The organism is Chitinophaga skermanii (genome assembly GCF_003259335.1).
GTDB lineage: Bacteria > Bacteroidota > Bacteroidia > Chitinophagales > Chitinophagaceae > Chitinophaga > Chitinophaga skermanii.
Map to the genome: position 1 here is coordinate 44189 of NZ_QLLL01000005.1, position 19088 is coordinate 63276.

Annotated in this window: 16 protein-coding genes; 11 read left to right on the top strand and 5 right to left on the bottom strand. The window is 42.5% G+C overall.

Annotation, left to right across the window (positions count from 1 at the left end):
• The first annotated feature begins 34 nt into the window (after positions 1-34).
• The 6 genes from LX64_RS13475 (at position 35) to LX64_RS13500 (ending at position 4768) form a co-directional block, all read left to right on the top strand.
• Positions 35-709: a 3-hydroxyacyl-CoA dehydrogenase family protein gene (locus LX64_RS13475; RefSeq protein ID WP_111598202.1), complete on the top strand. Its 675-nt coding sequence runs from the start codon at positions 35-37 to the stop codon at positions 707-709.
• Between the two features lie 4 nt (positions 710-713).
• A complete protein-coding gene (gene tsaB / locus LX64_RS13480; RefSeq protein ID WP_158538617.1) occupies positions 714-1394 on the top strand; it encodes a tRNA (adenosine(37)-N6)-threonylcarbamoyltransferase complex dimerization subunit type 1 TsaB in 681 nt (226 codons plus the stop codon).
• Positions 1395-1661: 267 nt separating this feature from the next.
• Positions 1662-2021, top strand: a complete 360-nt coding sequence (locus LX64_RS13485; RefSeq protein ID WP_098193203.1) for an ArsR/SmtB family transcription factor — start codon at positions 1662-1664, stop codon at positions 2019-2021.
• 160 nt (positions 2022-2181) lie between these two features.
• The gene (locus LX64_RS13490) at positions 2182-3585 is read left to right on the top strand and encodes an MBL fold metallo-hydrolase (protein ID WP_111598204.1); all 1404 of its coding nucleotides are present in this window, start codon (positions 2182-2184) and stop codon (positions 3583-3585) included.
• Positions 3586-3819: 234 nt separating this feature from the next.
• Positions 3820-4320 (top strand): BON domain-containing protein, encoded by a 501-nt coding sequence (locus LX64_RS13495; protein WP_111598205.1) that lies wholly within the window; start codon positions 3820-3822, stop codon positions 4318-4320.
• Positions 4321-4384: 64 nt separating this feature from the next.
• A complete protein-coding gene (locus LX64_RS13500) occupies positions 4385-4768 on the top strand; it encodes a LysM peptidoglycan-binding domain-containing protein (protein ID WP_111598206.1) in 384 nt (127 codons plus the stop codon).
• A 40-nt stretch (positions 4769-4808) separates the two neighbouring features.
• On the opposite strand, the gene LX64_RS13505 is transcribed toward LX64_RS13500, so the two are convergent.
• From LX64_RS13505 to LX64_RS13525, 5 genes are all read right to left on the bottom strand, one after another.
• Entirely contained in the window at positions 4809-5696 is an 888-nt protein-coding gene (locus LX64_RS13505) for a lysophospholipid acyltransferase family protein (RefSeq protein ID WP_111598207.1), read from the bottom strand.
• 30 nt (positions 5697-5726) lie between these two features.
• On the bottom strand, positions 5727-7325 hold the full coding sequence (gene nadB, locus LX64_RS13510) for an L-aspartate oxidase (RefSeq protein ID WP_111598208.1): 1599 nt from the start codon (positions 7323-7325) through the stop codon (positions 5727-5729).
• 794 nt (positions 7326-8119) lie between these two features.
• Positions 8120-8803, bottom strand: coding sequence for a lysoplasmalogenase (locus LX64_RS13515; RefSeq protein WP_148707317.1), 684 nt, complete (start codon positions 8801-8803; stop codon positions 8120-8122).
• Between the two features lie 39 nt (positions 8804-8842).
• Positions 8843-10180 (bottom strand): sensor histidine kinase, encoded by a 1338-nt coding sequence (locus tag LX64_RS13520; RefSeq protein ID WP_111598210.1) that lies wholly within the window; start codon positions 10178-10180, stop codon positions 8843-8845.
• A gap of 21 nt (positions 10181-10201) precedes the next feature.
• On the bottom strand, positions 10202-11563 hold the full coding sequence (locus tag LX64_RS13525; RefSeq protein WP_111598211.1) for a sigma-54-dependent transcriptional regulator: 1362 nt from the start codon (positions 11561-11563) through the stop codon (positions 10202-10204).
• Positions 11564-11852: 289 nt separating this feature from the next.
• On the opposite strand from LX64_RS13525, the gene LX64_RS13530 reads away from it, so the two are divergent.
• The 5 genes from LX64_RS13530 to LX64_RS13550 all read left to right on the top strand — a co-directional run bounded on the left by LX64_RS13530 (position 11853) and on the right by LX64_RS13550 (position 19083).
• The gene (locus LX64_RS13530; RefSeq protein ID WP_111598212.1) at positions 11853-13100 is read left to right on the top strand and encodes an efflux RND transporter periplasmic adaptor subunit; all 1248 of its coding nucleotides are present in this window, start codon (positions 11853-11855) and stop codon (positions 13098-13100) included.
• A 71-nt stretch (positions 13101-13171) separates the two neighbouring features.
• Positions 13172-13861, top strand: a complete 690-nt coding sequence (locus tag LX64_RS13535; protein WP_111598213.1) for an ABC transporter ATP-binding protein — start codon at positions 13172-13174, stop codon at positions 13859-13861.
• 48 nt (positions 13862-13909) lie between these two features.
• Positions 13910-16285, top strand: a complete 2376-nt coding sequence (locus LX64_RS13540; protein ID WP_111598214.1) for an ABC transporter permease — start codon at positions 13910-13912, stop codon at positions 16283-16285.
• Positions 16286-16309: 24 nt separating this feature from the next.
• Entirely contained in the window at positions 16310-16690 is a 381-nt protein-coding gene (locus LX64_RS13545) for a hypothetical protein (protein WP_111598215.1), read from the top strand.
• Positions 16672-19083, top strand: a complete 2412-nt coding sequence (locus LX64_RS13550) for an ABC transporter permease (protein ID WP_111598216.1) — start codon at positions 16672-16674, stop codon at positions 19081-19083. The genes LX64_RS13545 and LX64_RS13550 overlap by 19 nt, the downstream gene beginning before the upstream one ends.
• The last annotated feature ends 5 nt before the right edge of the window (positions 19084-19088 follow it).

Here is a 19088-nt window from a genome sequence, read left to right on the forward strand (position 1 = left end):
CAAATTTTAGCATTGTTAACTGCAACAATAAGGCATGAAGATTCTTGTAATCGGTGATGAAAAACGTTGGGAAATGCTTAACCAGAAAGGTTTCGGAGAACACGAAGCTGAGTGGCACAACGATATACATACTGTACAAGGCTGGGAACGGTTCGATTGGGTGATCGATTTGGTGTTGGATGATCATTACCAGCATTTATCCACCTACATTCTGTACCCGGAACTGCCCGTATTGGGTTGCACAGTAAAAATGAGTTTGGACGATGTATGGCCTCTACTAGGAAAGGCGCGTGAAAAGAATGTTTTCGGTGCGAATTTCTTACCGGGTTTTATAGATCGTAACAGCTTAGAAGTAAGTGCAGCTGCAGGTGGGTCGACAGAAAAATTAGACAAGTTCCTGTCGTCATTACAATGGCCATATGAAGTAGTAAAAGATGAGGTAGGCATGGTGGCAGCGCGGGTGGTGTGTATGATTATTAACGAAGCATACAATACAGCAGGCGAGGGCACCGCGAGTAGAGAGGATATAGATATATCGATGAAGTTGGGTACCAATTACCCGTACGGACCATTTGAATGGGCTGAAAAAATTGGAATTAAAAATGTGTACGAATTGCTGTCTGCTGTGCACCAGCGCACAGGCAATGAACGGTACGCAATTAGCGAGTATTTGCAGCAAGCATATGAAGCTGCGGTAAAAGTTGGATAGAACATTGGCATTACTTTTAAACATCGACACGGCCACAACGGTGGGATCTGTTTGCTTATCGAAAGACGGCGAAGTATTAGAAACCATCATTAACCAGCAACAACGAGATCATGCAGCAAGCATGGTGTTATTGGTGCAAACGATCATGAAAAACCATGGCATTACGCAGCATGAATTAGATGCTATTGCAGTTAGTGCCGGCCCAGGATCGTACACTGGTTTACGTGTTGGTGTAGCTACGGCAAAAGGGTTATGTTACACTTGGGATAAGCCTTTGGTGGCCATTTCCACCTTGCAAATGATGGCGCAAGGTATGTTGCTTCAACAACAAGATCAAACGGCATACTATGTGCCCATGATCGATGCACGCAGGATGGAAGTTTTTACAGCCGTATACGACGCAACTTTACAAGCTGTAGAAGCACCTTCGGCTCACATTTTAGAACCATCATCATACCAATCAGTAATAGCAGAAAAGGAGGTTTATTTTTTTGGTGATGGAGCCGCTAAATGGCAAACTTTATTAGGCGAAAATGTGCAACACGCACACTTTCCAGTGTACGAAATTTCAGCAGCCCACATGGTGCCTTTAGCTGAAAAAGCCTTTCAAAATCAATCATTTGCGAATCTCGCGTATTTCGGGCCAGATTACCTGAAAGCATTTTATCATCCTTCTAAAAAGTAAGCCCAATAAGGGTTTAAGCTAAATTTATGTAGAATATGCAATGCAAAAAATGCATTGGTACTAGGCTTATTTGTCACGATATTGTCAAATATGCCATATTCTCACATAATTGGGCTTATATATTAAAAAAGAAGGTATGAAAATTTTTTTAGTTGCGTCAAATATTATAATTTTGTATAATCAATATCCGTGATTGTTTTCTAACATTTGCGTTTTTACTGTCCGTTGATCCCTGTCATTTCATTATTTTTTAAAAACTATTTTGCGATGGAAAAAACATTATTAACCACCTCTTCCAATACCCTAATCATTTCAAGAGGTGCGAATGAAAAAGATCAGATCAAATTGGATTACATTGCCGTTAAAAAAGCCGCTGCTGTGTTGAGAGCGATCAACCATAAGCTGCGCCAACAAATGATTAAGTTGTTGGAAGATCACAAACGCATGACTGTAACGGAAATTTATGTGAAGTTGAGATTAGAACAGTCTGTAGCATCACAACACCTTGCAATCTTGCGTAGGGCTGGTATTGTAATTACCGAGAGAGATGGTAAGTTTATTCACTATACCATCAACAAACAAAGAATTGCTGAAGTAGCAAAATTTGTAGAAGAGTTAGTAGGATAATCTTTTTCATTTTTTACCCAGCACAATATTAGAGTAGCCGTACTGCATTCAGCACGGCTACTTTTTCTATTTTATACCCCCACCATTGTTTTACAACCCCATGATGCTGACCTGCTTCTACGTTCCAACTTATTCGTAAATTTGCCAAAATCAAAAACCTATGTTCATAAAGCAATTATATACTAATTGCCTTTCAGAAGCTGCCTATTTCATTGAATCAGAAGGGATTGCAGCCGTAATCGACCCATTACGTGATATCCAAGCTTATTTAGATTTGGCCAAAGAAAGGAACGCGACAATTAAATATATCTTCGAAACACATTTCCACGCCGACTTCGTCAGCGGGCACCTCGACCTAGCGAAGGCTACCGGCGCACAAATCGTGTACGGACCAGGTACTGAAACGAACTTCCCTGTGCACGTAGCACAAGACAGCGAAGTGTTCAATATCGGGAATATTAATATCAAAGCGCTACACACACCAGGACATACACTTGAGTCGACTTGCTACTTGTTGCTCGACGAACAAGGTGCTCCAAACTGCATATTCACCGGCGATACTTTATTCGTTGGTGACGTAGGTCGCCCCGATTTATTCAGCGGCAACCTTAGCAAAGAAGATCTCGCCGGCATGTTGTTCGATTCACTCAACAACAAAATCAAAACCTTGCCAGGTAACGTAATCGTTTACCCAGCGCACGGCCCAGGCTCTTCTTGCGGTAAAAACTTAGGTCCTAATACACATAGCACCATCGAAGAAGAAAGAAATAACAACTACGCCTTGCTGGCAACCGATAAAGCTGCTTTCATTAAAGAAGTGACCGACGGTTTAAGCACGCCGCCACAATATTTCCCTATCAACGCAAAAATTAACCGCGAAGGGTATGATGCTTTGGAAGCGGTGATGCAAAAAGGTTTACAACCACTCAGCATTGCGCAAGTGAAAGAAAACTTGAATAATGATGTCGTGTTATTAGATACCCGCAACGCAAACATCTTTACCGAAGGTTTCATCCCTGGTGCAATCAGCATTGGCTTAGAAGGCAGGTTTGCTGAATGGGCAGGTAGCTTATTGTCGTTCAAAGAACCAATGATGTTGGTGACCGATGCCGGCAAAGAGGAAGAAACCATCGTAAGGTTAGCACGTGTAGGATTCGAAAACGTAATTGGTTACGTAGAAGGTGGATACGAAGGCTGGAAAGCTGCCGGTGAAAACATCGATATGATTATCAATGTAGATGCCGACGAATTAGCAATGGATATCCCGCACGATAAAAATCTCGTGATTGTCGACGTTCGTAAGCCTACCGAGTACGCTAACGGGCACATCAAAGGCGCTGTGAATTACACTTTAAGTGAAATGACAGATCCAGGTTCTATGGCCGATTTCGATGAAGGCCAAAATTTATATGTTCACTGTCAAGGTGGATATAGAAGCGTAATTGCTTGTTCTATGTTAAAACGTGAAGGCATCCATAATTTACGCAATGTAAATGGTGGCTTTGCTGTGATGAAGAACGAGAAAGGCTTGCAAGTGGTGCAAGAAACAACCGCTCTAAACTAACAAAGTACGAAAGCTGAATAATAAAGTAAGGCCCACATCGCAAGATGTGGGCCTTACTTTTTATAACCCAAGCGCTTGATTATGAGCTGAGATAATTATTCAAAAACATACGACTTATAACTTATATTAACTAATTGACATTATATATCTAATTGCTTTACAATAATTTAAACGGCACATTTCTTGGTGCATAATAGTGAATGCTTTAAATTCCAATTATAAATTGTTTGAACCATGAAAAAAAATAGTTCCATTTTTATTGCGTGTATGGCATTGATGGGGATTTTACTTTATGCGTGTAAACCCAGCGATGCACAGTTACAAAAGGATGTAACCACCAAAGTATCTGCCGTTACTAGCGGTGTTGCTGTTGAAGTAGCCGGTGGCATTGCCACTCTGTCCGGTGAAGTGCCCGACGATGTATCCAAATCCATGGCTGAAGATGCAGCTAAAGGAGTAAAAGGCATCACAAGCGTCAACAACAACATTACCGTAGCCGCACCAATTGTTGCACCGGAACCTTCTGTACCGGTTAGCATCAACCCCGACGACATTCTACGCAACACCATCGATTCTTCATTCAAAGCAGCAGGTTACACAGGTATTACTGTAGCAGTTGCAAACGGTGAAGTAACCTTATCCGGTGAAGCGCCTAAAGCTGATCTGAAAAAAATTATGCAGGTAGCGAACGAAGCAAAACCCAAAAAAGTGAAAAACCAACTCACACTCAAATAACCCCGCTTCGAACTCCTCCTCATCTTGCACTCCATTTAGTTAAACACCTAAACAAAAACTTCTTATGGGCTTACAAGATAAATACAAGCAAATTATCGACACCGCCAACAGCGGCGGCGTAATTGGCCTTCAAGTGGCCGAAAAAGAAGGCGTGCTGTACGTTACAGGCACTGCTCCTTCTGCCGATGTAAAAGATAAACTCTGGAATATGTACGAACAAATCGACCCAGAAATGCGTGCCGGCGACATGGTACTCAATATCACCCTCGCCAATGGCGCCGGTGGGGCCGAACAAACATACGAAGTGAAATCCGGCGATAACCTTAGTAAAATCGCGAAGAACTATCCCGGCATTTCATGGCAAGATATTTTTGAAGCTAATAAAGACCAACTCAAGGATCCCAATATGATCCACCCCGGTCAAAAGCTGAAAATTCCTTCTCACTAAACAATAAAAAAGCGGGCTCCACTTGTAGAGCCCGCTTTTTTTAATGCTTTTCTTCTATACCATTCCCATACTCTGGTTTATATTGATGTTTCCACCTTCTATGGCTCCAAACCCAATCTTCCGGCTGTTCATTAATTTTCGTTTCTAAATAATCAACGAATGCCTGGGTAATGGCACCTTCCGGCTCTTGTTGCGGGAATTCGAATGCTAACTTCAATTCGGCATCATAATAACCACGTTTTCGCTTACGGATATTCACAAACACAACAGGGATATTATAACGACGAGCTTGCATTTCTGGTCCTTTATAAAATACGGTCATTTGGTTCAAAAACTTAAACCAATAACCCCTGCTAGCCTTACCTGGATTTTGATCGGCTACTAAAGCAATCAAGTATTGTTTTCCAATCCAGGGTGCCATCCCGTTTTTCATATCATTCGCAGGTATCAGTTTGCTACCGAATTTCTCGCGGAAGTGTGTAAACACGCGGTTCATCACTTTGCTGGTAAGTGGCATAAACACCACCAAGAAATCGTACGGCACGCCTTGCATGCAAAATAAATTGGCCCATTCCCAGTTGAAGTTATGGCCCAAGTGTAATTGGCAGCTTTTGCCTTTGGCATATAATTCTTGCAATACAGATAAGTCACAATTAAATCGTTTCATTAACGAGCTTTTACGCATCGTTAGCAACTTAATCGACTCTACCATCATATCCGTAAGATTCCTATAATATTTGCGGGCGATTGTTTGGATTTCTTTTTCTGACTTGTGGGGAAATGAATTCCGCAAATTCAATAACACCACCTTTTTCCGGTAACCGAACACATAGTACACCAACACAAATAAGAAATCACTTAGTAGGTATAACAACGGAAATGGTAGCAACGACACGAGATACAGCAACCCAAGTATTAAATAGTACATAACTGTTGTAAACGCTAAAAAATAAAAATATTAAAGAACGATATTCTGGATCAACTCGCATTTGTACGGGTAATCCGTATTGAAATGCAAGCCACGGCTTTCGCGGCGGAACGATGCTCCTTTTACGATCAAATACCCTACAGTAATCAAATTACGCAGCTCGCACAGTTGAGGCGATAACACCGTTTTTTCATACAGTGCTTCCGTTTCTTCATGGAGCATATCCAACCTACGCATCGCGCGTTCTAGGCGAACATTCGTGCGTACTATACCAACGTAATCGCTCATCACTTGTTTAAGTTCTTTCAAACTTTGTGTGATCAAGATCATTTCTTTTGGAGCCGTTGTGCTACGCGCATCCCAACCAGGTATATTTTCTTTGAAGGAAGTATGATCAATTTGCTCTACAGCATGCAAGAAACAACGGTGTGCAAATACCATGGCTTCCAACAACGAGTTAGAAGCAAGCCTATTGGCGCCATGCAAACCGGTGCTGGCACATTCGCCGCAAGCATAGAGGTTAATGATAGAAGTACGGCCCCATTCGTCTGTTTTAATACCACCACAGCTATAATGCGCGGCAGGGGCAACTGGTATCATGTCTTTAGCCACATCAATGCCCAACGATTTACACTTCTCGTAAATGTTCGGGAAATGATGAATGAACTTCTCCATGTCCATATGCCTACAATCCAAGTACACATGTTCTGTACCCGTAATCTTCATCTCGCTATCGATTGCGCGGGCCACGATATCACGTGGGGCTAACGACAAACGAGGGTCGTATTTATGCATGAAGTCTTCCCCATGTTTGTTCCTAAGAATACCACCATCGCCGCGTACAGCTTCTGTGATTAAGAACGAAGGGTTTTCGCCGGGTTGATACAGCGCGGTAGGGTGGAACTGGATGAACTCCATGTTCTCGATTCTACCTTTTGCACGGTATACCATGGCCACGCCATCGCCGGTAGCAATGGTAGGGTTCGTGGTAGTTCTATACACCTGCCCGTTGCCGCCGGTAGCGAAAAGGGTAATGCGGCTGAGGATTTTTTCGATGTTATTGGTTTTGAGGTTGAGGACGTATACCCCGAAGCACTCAATATCCAGTGTAGATTTTGTTACCAAGTATCCCAAGTGGTGCTGCGTAATCAAATCAATTACGTAACAATGGGAAATGATATGGATGTTCGGCCGTAATCGAATGGCTTCTAGTAATGCCCGTTCGATTTCTTTACCGGTTACATCTTTATGGTGGATAACGCGGAATTCCGAGTGGCCACCTTCACGACCATTCGCAAATTCACCCGTAGCATTCTTATCGAAATTCGCACCCCAATCAATGATTTCTTGCACACGTTCCGGCCCTTCTTTCACAACAATCTCCACCACTTTTTCATTGCACAAACCGTCGCCGGCAATCAATGTATCGTCAATGTGTTTCTCGAAACTATCGTTCTCCAAATCGTTTACCACTGCTACGCCACCTTGCGCATATTTGGTATTTGTTTCATCTTCCCTCGATTTGGTAATGATCGTTACCTGCTTTTCCGGGAACCTATCGGCCACTTTTAAGGCATAAGTAAGCCCAGCTATGCCAGATCCTACTACCAAAAAATCAGTTTGTTGCATAATGGCCAAAAATACGACATTCTCTCGGCCTTTGATACTAGAAATACAGGAAGTGATGCACGCATGATACAACTCGTTTACCCCGTTGTTGACATACTGTCTACCAAGCTAATATCGACCTTTTACCGGCTCTTCTCCGACTCTTGTCCGACTTTCACCGACTTTCACCGACACTCCACCGACACTTCACCGACATTTCACCGACAACCCCCCAGTGTTAGTAAGGGTTAAGTAAGCCTTTTGTCGACATTTTTCCGACATCACGTAAGCCTGTAGCGGGTTCTAGGAGGGCGATTTTTGAGTTTTTATTAGTGTTTTGTCGCAAATTGCCTGCAAAGGTAATTATGCGCATTGTGGCATAAACCGGCATAAACCGGCATAAACCGGCATAATCCGGCAAAAAGCGGTTAAAAGCGGCACAAAGCGGCACGGCATTTTTTTGTGAGAAAGGAAGGGGGTAAATTCAGGATGTAATTACTAGCAAGCAATATTGTAAGTTCTTTGACAAGTTGTTGAATTTGAAATATCATCCCTAGATGAATAGCGATGCACCTATCACCCCATTACTTGTAACATATAGGAAAATATAGTGGGCATATAGGTCGTATATTAGGGACATATATCTCCAATATATATTGACGCGGGTTTGACCATTGAAATAACATTAGAAGACCATTAGGAGATATTACTCGTTACCTTCTTTCCAATAGAAAACCCCATTCAGCGATAATTTACTATTAGCTGGTAGGCGTATGTTACGCGCAAAGAAGATCATATACCACCTAATGGCTTTATTACCAGGCGCGTTTCAAGTACTTCGTGGCACCTTCAACAATACACCATTGTGCTAATCCGTACGTGAGCATCACTAGTACGCCACCGCCCGGGAAGGCTTGGTAGAATTTGTTAATCGCTAATAATGAATCTGATATCACAAATAAGCTAGCGCCTACAATGAAGAAAGCGGAAAATCCCTCCTTGATATGTGCATACGAAAAGATGCTCATGGCCAGCATGGTTGCAATCGTGAGGGCATATATCATCACCGGGATCGTCATATCGCCCAAATGGGGCAATAAAAACGCTACGAGGGCGCCCGCATACAAAAGCACGATGGCTACCCATAAAAGGTTATTATGGCCAATAAAACTTTTCGGTAACCTGCTTTTGGCAAAGAAGAAGATGTACATCACGTGGGCTAGTAAAAAAGAGGCTAGTCCCAACATGAAATAAAGACCGGTTTTATCCTCCAACAATAACAACACATCGCCCCACCAGGAAAAAATAAGGGCGGCAAATACCAGGTTGCGAGAACGGTAGGCACTATGTCCCACCTGCATCCAATAGTAGATCGCCAGCACTATCATTAAGCCTGGCTTAGTAATGTAACGTATTTCGACAGGAAGATCGAAGGCAACGGCTAATAGATCGGCTAATAGCAATAAAAAGTAGAGTAAGCTCCAAAGCTGTTTTTGCATAACTAAGGTGGAATATAACTTGCTCAACTTACTTCACTTTTAGTTATTTAACAATACGTAAAAAGTTGTACCCTGTGCAGGTGGACTATCAACCTTCAATTGACCACCATGCATTTGAATAATCTGTTGTGATAAGCTTAGGCCAATACCAGAGCCTTTTTTCTTGGTGGTAAAGAAAGGTATGAAAATTTTCTCAATCGCCTCTTCTTCAATACCTGGACCATTGTCTTTGATTTCAATCACCACTTGCTGCATGGGTCCAAAGTAACCACGCACCGAAATTTTCGGCGATGGTGTTTGTTCCAAGGCATCCATAGCGTTTTTGATGAGGTTGATGAGTACCATTTGCAATTGGGCTTGGTCGCCATGAATATCGATCGATAGCGGATCTACATGCAATTGGTATTGTATACCCAACGTTTTCATATCGCTGTGTAACAGGTTGCTCACCGAGGTAAGCAGCTCGTTGAGGTTCAGCATTTGGAACACAGGTTTGGGCAGGGTTGTATAATCCCGGTAAGCGTTCACGAAATTCATGATGCCCTTACTACGGTTTTCAATGGTTTGCAAGGCTTCTTGTAAATCCTGTACGGCTTCTGTATCTGGTGGCACAGCGGGTACTAAATCCAGTTCTACGATTTCGCGCATGGTACCAATAAGTGATACAATAGGGGTTACGCTGTTCATGATTTCATGGCGAAGAATCTTCGTTAAGTTCTGCCATGCTTCCAATTCCTTTTTTTGTAACTCGCCGTGGATATTTTGAATAGAAATTAATTTCACCAATCTACCTTGTAAACGTACAGTAGTAGCGGTTATAGAAAGTTGCTGGCCATTCGGGGTAGGGTATAATATTTTGCTACCGGCCGGTAATTCGTTCAATAAATTCGGTAAATCGGGGAAGGTGCTTTTCAACTCCGATAAATACCGCAAACGGTAAATCCCCAGTAGCCTAAAAGCTGCCGGGTTAATGAGTTCTATCTTTCCTTCCACATCAAACGACAAAACGCCTACCGATACATGTTGAATAATTGTATCGATATACTTCAAGTTTGCTTCACGTTCTGCACGGGTTTGACGAAAGGCTTCCAATACTTCATTGAATTGCATATTCAACGCGCTAAAGCTTTTGCCAAGATTATTGTCGGCGCTAAAACGGATAGAAAAATCTTCGTAGCGAATAGCTTCCAAAAACAAGGTGAGCTTGCGGTTGGTGCGATTAATGAAGTAGTATAAGCTATAGATTTGTAAGCCAATTAAGGGCAGTAGAGCAATGGCCCCGAGCCTGTATTTACCTATCCAACAAACTATGCCAACCGCTATGGTAGCGGTTAGCACAAGTAAGCGTAATAATATATTCAGATTGAACTTGTTCACGTACCGGGTTTGTTAGGAAAACTAAATATTGTATTTCTCCAAGCGTCTGTACAACGCTGCACGGCTTAATCCCAGTTCCTTCGCAGCTTCTGTGATGTTGCCATTGTGTTTTTTCAGGGCTTGGTTGATCATGTTACGTTCCATTTCTTCCAAGTTGAAGCCGGTATCTAAAGCGCTGTCGTTGGAGCTGGCTGTTTTCACAAATACATCTTTTGGCATCAAGGTTTTGCCTTGGCTTAAAATTACCGCACGCTCAATTGCATGTTGTAATTCGCGCACGTTACCTGGCCACTCGTATTGTTCGAGTTGTGTAATAAGGGTTTCGTGTAAGAAGGCTACCGGCCTGTTGTATTTTTTACGGTAGATGCCGAGGAAGTATTCTGCCAACATCACGATATCTTCTTTACGCTCGCGTAATGGCGGCAAGTGAAGCTCGATGGTGTTGATCCTGTATAATAAATCCTGGCGGAAGAGGTATTGAGCAGCCATTTGACCGATATTACGGTTGGTGGCGCAGATTAAACGTACATCCAGCGGCACGGGTTTATTCGAGCCTACGCGGGTAACCGAGCGGTTTTGGAGTACGGTTAAAAGTTTTGCTTGGAATGGCAACGAAATATTCCCGATTTCATCTAAGAAGATGGTACCACCGTTGGCTTCTTCGAAGCGTCCGCTTCTATCTTCGCGGGCATCGGTGAAGGCACCTTTAACGTGGCCGAATAGTTCGCTTTCGAACAAGGTTTCGCTCAAGGCCCCTAGATCTACGCTTACGAATGGTTTTTCGGCGCGGTGGGAGAGTTGATGAATATGCCTTGCCAATAAATCTTTACCGGTACCGTTTTCCCCGAGAATGAGAATATTGGCATCTGTAGCCGCTACGCGCGCTACGGTGTCCATCAATTCTTTCATGGCCGGGCTATCGCCGATCATGGGGTTTTCGTTATTGGTAACGGGTTTATTGCTAAGTGTAGGGGTGGCAGATTGTTTGTTCTGGCGGTTTTCTACAGCTTTTTGTAGGGTAGCCAGCAGTTTCTCGTTTTCCCATGGCTTCAATACGAAATCCACAGCACCGGCCTTAATAGCGCGAACGGCCATTTCCACATCGCCATAAGCGGTGAAAAGAACCACGGAAGCGTCCGGTTTTATGTCGAGAATCTTATCCAGCCACTCGAAACCTTCCTTCCCGCTACTTAAATCGCGGGTGAAGTTCATGTCGAGTAGAATCACGTCGAAGTCGAAATTCGTAACGAGGTACGGGATTTTCTGGGGATTCTTTTCAAACTCCACCACCGCAAAATGTCGCTTCAATAGCAATCTTGCAGCTCTAAGTACATCCACATCGTCGTCGACTATTAAAATTTTTCCTGTTTGTATCGCGCTCATAGAGATAATATTCTTGGTTGATGGCATAGCAAACAATGTTCCTAATCAAGCTGCTACAATTTCTTAAATTGCCTGTAATGCACTGGTGTAGCAATATTAATCAAAGAATTTGTTGTTATCTTGATTTTTTTAAAACGGGCCAGTGACCTGCAAAACGTCCGATATCGGACATCGCGTGTTCGCTTAAGAACGTTTTCGAGAAAGCGAATTTTCATAAAACAGCCACCATGGCCAATTTGATGTTTTGGCATATGGATTGGAAAACGAACAGTGCTAACATTTAACTGCAATGGACAGAAAAATTGAAAAGAAATTTTGGAACAAAAAACGCATCACCTTCATCACGGGTGGTGGCATCGTTGCTCTCCTATTACTCTATAACCTAATTTTCGCCGATCACCGTTCAAAATTGAATGTTGAAAAGGACAAAATCACGATCTCTACAGTGAGCCAAGGCCCATTCGATGTTTACATTGCTGTTACGGCCGTTGTGCAACCACTTAAAACTATCCGCCTCGATGCGATCGAAGGTGGTTATGTAGCAGAAAAATTCGTGGAAGGTGGTACCATGGTGAAAGCCGGTGATTCCATCCTACGCTTAGAAAATCAGCGCCTATTGATGGATTTCGTTAACCGTGAAACGGAAATCTACCGTTTGATCAACGATTTACAGAATACCCGCTTGAAATTAAAGCAAGATAGGTTCGAAATGCAAAAAACCTTGTCGCTCGTAGATTACCAACTCGAGCAAGCCAAGGATTTGCACGAACGCAACGAAAAACTTTTCAAAGAGAAAGTTATTCCCCAGCAAGATTATATCAAAACAAAGCTCGATTACGAACGTTTGGTAAAACAACGCAAGATCGAAGTAGAATCACAATCCTTCCAAGAAGACAACGCCCGCCTACAAATCACCCAGCTAGAAGGTACCATTGCCCGTACGCAACGTAACCTAGCTATGATGAAGCATAACCTCGAAAACCTCGTGGTACATGCACCGGTAGATGGCCAGTTATCTTCTATCGACGTGGAAATCGGTACGAACATCAATGCCGGCCAGAATATTGGCCAGATCGATGACTTGAACGGTTTTAAAATGCGTGCCGAAATCGACGAACACTACATTTCTAAAGTATACGCAGGTTTGAAAGGTTCTTTCGAATTCAACGGTAAATCAAACGAATTACAAATCGTGAAAGTATATCCAGAGGTGAAAAACGGTCGTTTCGAAGTGGATTTAAACTTTACAGGGAAAGCACCGGAAGGCATCCGTCGTGGTCAATCTTCACCGATTCGCTTGGAATTGGGTAAATCTACCAAAGCCATTTTATTACCGATTGGTGGGTTCTTCTCCGATACGGGTGGTAACTGGGTGTATGTGTTAGATAAAGATGAAAAACGTGCAGTGAAACGCCAAATTAGCCTTGGTCAAAAAAATCCGCAATTCTTCGAAGTATTAGAAGGTTTGCAACCGGGTGAGAAAGTAATCACCTCATCGTACGAAAACTACGGTAACAAAGAAGTATTACAATTCTAATTAATTAAGAAACGTTTGCTATAAAATAGGCCGCCATTCTAATTTATATCACGTAAAAATCCGCTACCAAAATGATCAGAACAGTCAATTTACAAAAAGTATTCACTACCGAAGAAGTAGAAACCTCTGCACTGAATGGTATCAACATGGAAGTGCAAGAAGGTGAGTTTGTTGCCATCATGGGCCCATCGGGTTGTGGTAAATCAACCCTTCTCAACATCCTCGGTTTACTCGATAATCCTAATGGTGGCGAGTATCATTTCTGGGACCAAGAGGTGGCACGTATGAGCGAACGCCAACGCGCACAATTGCGCAAAGGTGCCATCGGGTTCGTATTCCAAAGCTTTAACTTGATCGACGAGTTAACCGTTTTCGAAAACGTAGAGTTGCCGTTGTTATACCTCAAAGTGCCTAGCTCCGAAAGAAAACAACGCGTTGAAGAAGTGTTGGAAAGAATGAACATTATGCACCGTCGTAATCACTTCCCACAACAATTATCGGGTGGTCAGCAACAACGTGTGGCCATTGCCCGTGCTGTAGTAGCGAAACCCAAAATCATCTTAGCGGATGAACCTACCGGTAACCTCGATTCTACCAATGGTGAAGAAGTAATGAAACTGTTACAAGAGCTGAACGATGCCGGTACTACATTGATCATGGTAACGCACAGCCCGTACGACGCAGGCTTCGCTCACCGTATCATCAACTTATTCGATGGTAGAGTAGTGACTGAAAACATCAAGGAGCAATTTCACGTGTAGCAACTGATCATTTTATCAACCTAATTTATCTATAACGCCCGCAACATCATGATCCTAAACAACTTCAAAATAGCATATCGAAATATCAAGAAGCAAAAGCTCTATTCGTTGATCAACATCGGTGGATTAACCTTGGGTTTAAGTATTAGTATCATGCTGTTGCTATGGGTACAAGATGAATTCAGTTATGATAAAATGCATAGCAAGTTCAAAAACATCTACATCGTTGGTAACGTATTCGAACGCGGCGAGCAACAAAACTATAACCGCACGTCGCCGGCAGGTATTGCTGCATATGCCCCGAAAGAAATGACCGGGTTGAAAGAAATTGTACGTGTTGGCGATAATTACGATTACTACTTACAAGAGTACAACGGTAAAAGATTCTACGAATCGAACATGGGCTATGTAGATTCTACCTTCTTCAGGTTGTTCGATTTCGAATTGATTAGCGGGAACAGGTTTTCTCCATTCCCTAATATCCATTCTATCATCATGACCGAATCTACTGCAAAGCGTTACTTCGGCGATGCAGCATCGGCTGTTGGTAAAGTAATTACGGCGGAGAAAAAGACACAATTCACCGTAGTGGGGGTGATGAAAGATTTCCCCAATAACTCTTCCATAAAGTACGACATTCTTTTCCCTGTTGCCCATAAAGCCGCTTTATACACGGCGAATGATTACTGGAGTTCTCTGGATAACGACTTTGGTAACTGGGCATTTAATACCTATGTAGAATTAGCGCCCGGTGCTAATTTAAAAGCCATTGGTGATCAATTAGGCTTGGTACAACATCGTTATAACAAGTACGACCGTAATAGTAAATGGTTTGTACAGCCTATGAGCATGTTGCACCTGTACAATAACGATGGTTCTGATGGTGCTATACGCGTGGTTAGAATTTTCTTGATTGTGGCCATTGTAATTATCTTAATTGCATGTATTAACTATGTAAACCTTTCAACAGCCCGCGCTTCACAAAGAACCAGCGAAGTGGGTTTACGCAAAGTTGTAGGCGCAACGCGCTTCCAATTATTCGGCCAGTTCATGGGCGAGTCAACTATACTGTTTGTTGTATCCATCATATTAGCGTTAGTAGCGGTACCCTTGATGTTACCGTATTACAATACGCTCACACAAAAATCATTAACCTTCAGCCTATTCAACATGCAAATGTTGTGGGTAGTTGTAAGCGTTATCTTGTTCACCATCTTAATAGCAGGTATATACCCCGCATCGTTGTTATCTTCTTTCTCGCCACTGAAAGCATTACGTGGTAGTAAGGGTACAGTTGGTTCCAACAATGCGAGCTTCCGTAAGATATTGGTAGTGGTACAGTTCTTCATTTCTACTGTACTTATCATTGCCACTTTGGTGATCGCTTTTCAGATGAAATATATCCACTCGAAAGAGCTTGGTTTCGATAAATCTAATACCATCACCTTCGGTGGTGGGGCGCTAGGCGGTGAAAAAGCAACAATTACCAAAAATGAAATCGCCGCTATCCCAGGTGTGATGGCCGTTGCAGCTGCCAATCAAAACATTATGACCATCGGGCATACTACCGGTGATACCGATTGGGAAGGCCGTGGCCCCGACGAATCTATGATGGTACATCCTTTTGTAGTGGATGAAAATGTAATTCCTATGATGGGTGTGAAAATGATAGCAGGTAGAAACTTCATGCCGGGCTTAGGCGATACTACCGGTTATATCCTCAATGAAACGGCTTTACGCTTGTTGGGGTATGAAGGTGATCCTATCGGTAGGTACTTCTCGTTATGGGAACAAAAAGGTACTATCATTGGTATTGTGAAAGACTTCCACATGTCGTCGCTACATGCGAAGATAGAACCGGTTGTATTCACGATTAACCCTAACAGGTTATATTATTACCATGTGAAAATTACGCCAGGTAAGGAAAAACAAGTGATTGAAGGTTTAGAAAAGATCTATAAAAGAGGCAACCCGGATTATCCATTCGAATACAAGTTTATGGATGAGCAGTACAACAATATGTACCAAGCAGAACAACGTACGGGTTGGTTATTTAATTACTTCGCAGGTATTGCCATTTTCTTATCGTGTTTAGGATTGTTCGGACTCGTTACCTTCTCTACAGCACAGCGCTTTAAAGAGATAGGTATTCGTAAGGCTTTGGGTGCTTCCGTTGGAAACATCGTAACATTATTGTCGAAAGATTTCTTGAAGCTGGTGATTATCTCCATTGTCATCGCTGTACCTGCTGCTTATTATTTCATGAATATTTGGTTGCAAGAATTTGCTTACCACATTTCGTTACAAGCCTGGATGTTTATTGTAGCAGGTGCTGTAGCTATTGCTATAGCCTTGTTTACCATCAGCTTCCAGTCGATTAAGGCGGCACTGGTGAACCCGGTGAAGTCTTTACGTTCAGAATAATTATTCACGCTAAACATCATACATATGTATAGTGAATCGGAAGTAATGGTGCCAAAAGTTGTGCAAGCGATTTTTCAAACGCATAAAATTACTACGAATAGCCCTTCGTATGCCGCGGGGTACGACCTGCTGATGTTGGTGATTAATATCACCATTGTAATTGCGGTGATTACAGCCGTACATTTTTTCGCTTTAAACTTTTTAAAGGAAGTGAAAGCGAAGCCAATAACAGCCAACAAATACGCGGTTTTCAACCTCCGCAATAGTGAGCCTGCACAGTGGGATTTGGCATTAATGATGATTGTAAGCTTAGTGGTTTTATTCCACTACACCAATAAACCAGGAAAAGATTGTAGAACAGCCATTAAAACTACGCCGACGAGTATATGTTCAAAAACTATGTAAAAATAGCATCCCGGAATCTCTGGAAGTTCAAGCTGTACAGCTTTATTAACATCGGTGGCCTAGCCATAGGCTTAGCTGCTTGTATGATGATGTTGCTATACGTATCGCATGAACGTAATTACAACGATTTCGTAGCAAATGCTAATAACAAGTTTTTACTGGCCACAGAAAATAACTTCAATGGCGAAATTATGCGCCATAGGTATATGAGCTACGCTAGTGGTCCTATGTTGAAAGAGAAAAGCCCGCTGGTACTGAATTATGCTCGTTTACAAACACCTTATCAACCGGTAGTGGTAAGAGCCAATAATATAGCCGGCGATGCATTCACTGAAAAGAACATCGTATTTGCAGATCCTAATTTCTTTCAATTCTTTAGTTATCCACTCATTACCGGTAATGCCGTGGCGGCATTAGACAGACCTTATACGGCCGTTATTTCCCGTGCTACCGCGCAAAAGTACTTCGGGCAAGAGAACCCTATTGGTAAAGTGTTGGTGTACGATAATAATTATAAATTCGAAATTACCGGGGTAGCCGAGAACGCCCCTTCTAATACCACCGTACCTTTCGCGATGGTATTATCACTTTCTTCTAAACTTACCATGGGCGAAGAAGGGAAGTACCTATCTTCTGGTCAACAGTTTATTGGCGGTGGTGGTTTTTCAACCTATTACGAACTAAAGCCCGGTACCGATCTAAACAAATTCGCTGCCTCCATTCCCTCTATGAACGGGGAAGAGCGCCGCAAAGCCAGCAACGACGAATTCTTCTTTACCTCGCTTAACAATATTCACCTCGATAAAAAGCTCGGCGACGGTAACTTAAAATATTTGAACATCATTTCTTTAGTTGTGGTGCTTGTATTGCTATTAGCACTTATTAACTACATGAGTTTAGCTACGGCAAGAGCTACCCTTAGAGCGAAAGAAGTAGGTGTTCGTAAAGCTATTGGTGCCGGTAGAATAAAGATTGCCTACCAATTCTTCACAGAATCGGGGTTGTACGCCGTTATTGCCTTTATGGTAGGTATCGCCATCTTCTACGTATTCCAAGCCAATTTCTTTGGTATACTTGGGGTGCACATCGATGCGCAATACTTATTCACCCTGCGTATGGCTGGGTTGTATGTAGGCCTATTACTAATCACGATTATAATAGCGGGCAGTTACCCGGCATTCATATTATCGGCCTTTAAGCCGGTAGCTACCTTGTATGGTACAATTTCTAAAAGTGCAGGTGGTTCAACTGTAAGAAAGGTGTTCACCGTGTTGCAGTTTTCTATTTCTGTGGCCTTGATTATTTGCGGGGTAATTGTACATCAACAAATCCAACACTTCCAAAACGTACATACGGGCGTAGATCGTAACAATGTGTTGATGATTAATTTCAAATCTACCATTCACCCACATTACGCTGCTTTCAATAACGAGGTACAGCAATTGGCCGGTGTAAAACAAACGGCCACAGCGCAGTACCCAATGTATGAAGGATTTGATATGTTCTTTATTCGTCCTAAATCGGATGGTAAGGGGAATGACAATGAGAGTACGGCCTTGCCTTATTTCTCGGTAGATAGCTCGTTTATTAGCTTGTTGGGTTTACAATGGAGCATAGCCCCGGGCGATTACCAAGAATTAATTCATGCAAAAAATACGTTAGTCATTAACGAAAAAGCCATAGAAAAATTAGGCTTGCGTCAAAACCCGGTGAATGAAACTATCAACTTCGCCGGCGCTACTATGCGTATTGGGGGTGTGTTGAAGAACTTCAACTACGAAACCTTAGAAAATGCTATTGGGCCGATGGCTATTGGTATTACTGAAAATGCCATGAATGCTTGGGGCGAAAGAGGTGGATCGATGTTCGTGAAGATAGCGCCTGGTACTTCCATTAAACCATTAATGGAGCGCTTAGAAACCATTTACAAAAAGTACGATGCACAATCGCCTTTCCAATATATGTTCTTAGATGAAACATTCAACAAGCTGTTCATCAACGAAACCCGTTTAGCGAGCTTGTTCGATATTTTTATCAGCATCACCATCATGTTGGCTTGCTTGGGATTATTTGGCTTAGCAGCCTTCATGACCGAGCAACGTACCAAGGAAATTGGCATTCGCAAGGTATTGGGATCAAGTGTGCAACAAATCATCAAATTATTATCACTCGACTTTATCAAGCTTGTATTCATAGCTGTCATCATCGCGGCACCAATTGGTTATTTCGCGATGCATCAATGGCTGGAAAACTTCGCTTACCACGTAGATATTCAATGGTGGGTATTTGTATTAAGCGGTTTAGGAGCGGTAACGGTGGCCTTTATAACAGTAGGTTACCAATCGTTGAAAGCAGCTACACGCAATCCCATCAAGGCTTTGAAACAAGACTAAAACCC

Excerpts from the sequence above, each read along its gene's own strand:
- LX64_RS13545 (WP_111598215.1), top strand. The coding sequence starts at position 16,310 with ATGTATAGTGAATCGGAAGTAATGGTGCCAAAAGTTGTGCAAGCGATT.
- LX64_RS13515 (WP_148707317.1), bottom strand. The coding sequence starts at position 8,803 with ATGCAAAAACAGCTTTGGAGCTTACTCTACTTTTTATTGCTATTAGCC.
- LX64_RS13550 (WP_111598216.1), top strand. The coding sequence starts at position 16,672 with ATGTTCAAAAACTATGTAAAAATAGCATCCCGGAATCTCTGGAAGTTC.
- LX64_RS13535 (WP_111598213.1), top strand. The coding sequence starts at position 13,172 with ATGATCAGAACAGTCAATTTACAAAAAGTATTCACTACCGAAGAAGTA.
- LX64_RS13525 (WP_111598211.1), bottom strand. The coding sequence starts at position 11,563 with ATGAGCGCGATACAAACAGGAAAAATTTTAATAGTCGACGACGATGTG.
- LX64_RS13530 (WP_111598212.1), top strand. The coding sequence starts at position 11,853 with ATGGACAGAAAAATTGAAAAGAAATTTTGGAACAAAAAACGCATCACC.
- LX64_RS13495 (WP_111598205.1), top strand. The coding sequence starts at position 3,820 with ATGAAAAAAAATAGTTCCATTTTTATTGCGTGTATGGCATTGATGGGG.
- LX64_RS13500 (WP_111598206.1), top strand. The coding sequence starts at position 4,385 with ATGGGCTTACAAGATAAATACAAGCAAATTATCGACACCGCCAACAGC.
- LX64_RS13490 (WP_111598204.1), top strand. The coding sequence starts at position 2,182 with ATGTTCATAAAGCAATTATATACTAATTGCCTTTCAGAAGCTGCCTAT.
- LX64_RS13485 (WP_098193203.1), top strand. The coding sequence starts at position 1,662 with ATGGAAAAAACATTATTAACCACCTCTTCCAATACCCTAATCATTTCA.
- LX64_RS13475 (WP_111598202.1), top strand. The coding sequence starts at position 35 with ATGAAGATTCTTGTAATCGGTGATGAAAAACGTTGGGAAATGCTTAAC.
- nadB (WP_111598208.1), bottom strand. The coding sequence starts at position 7,325 with ATGCAACAAACTGATTTTTTGGTAGTAGGATCTGGCATAGCTGGGCTT.
- LX64_RS13540 (WP_111598214.1), top strand. The coding sequence starts at position 13,910 with ATGATCCTAAACAACTTCAAAATAGCATATCGAAATATCAAGAAGCAA.
- LX64_RS13505 (WP_111598207.1), bottom strand. The coding sequence starts at position 5,696 with ATGTACTATTTAATACTTGGGTTGCTGTATCTCGTGTCGTTGCTACCA.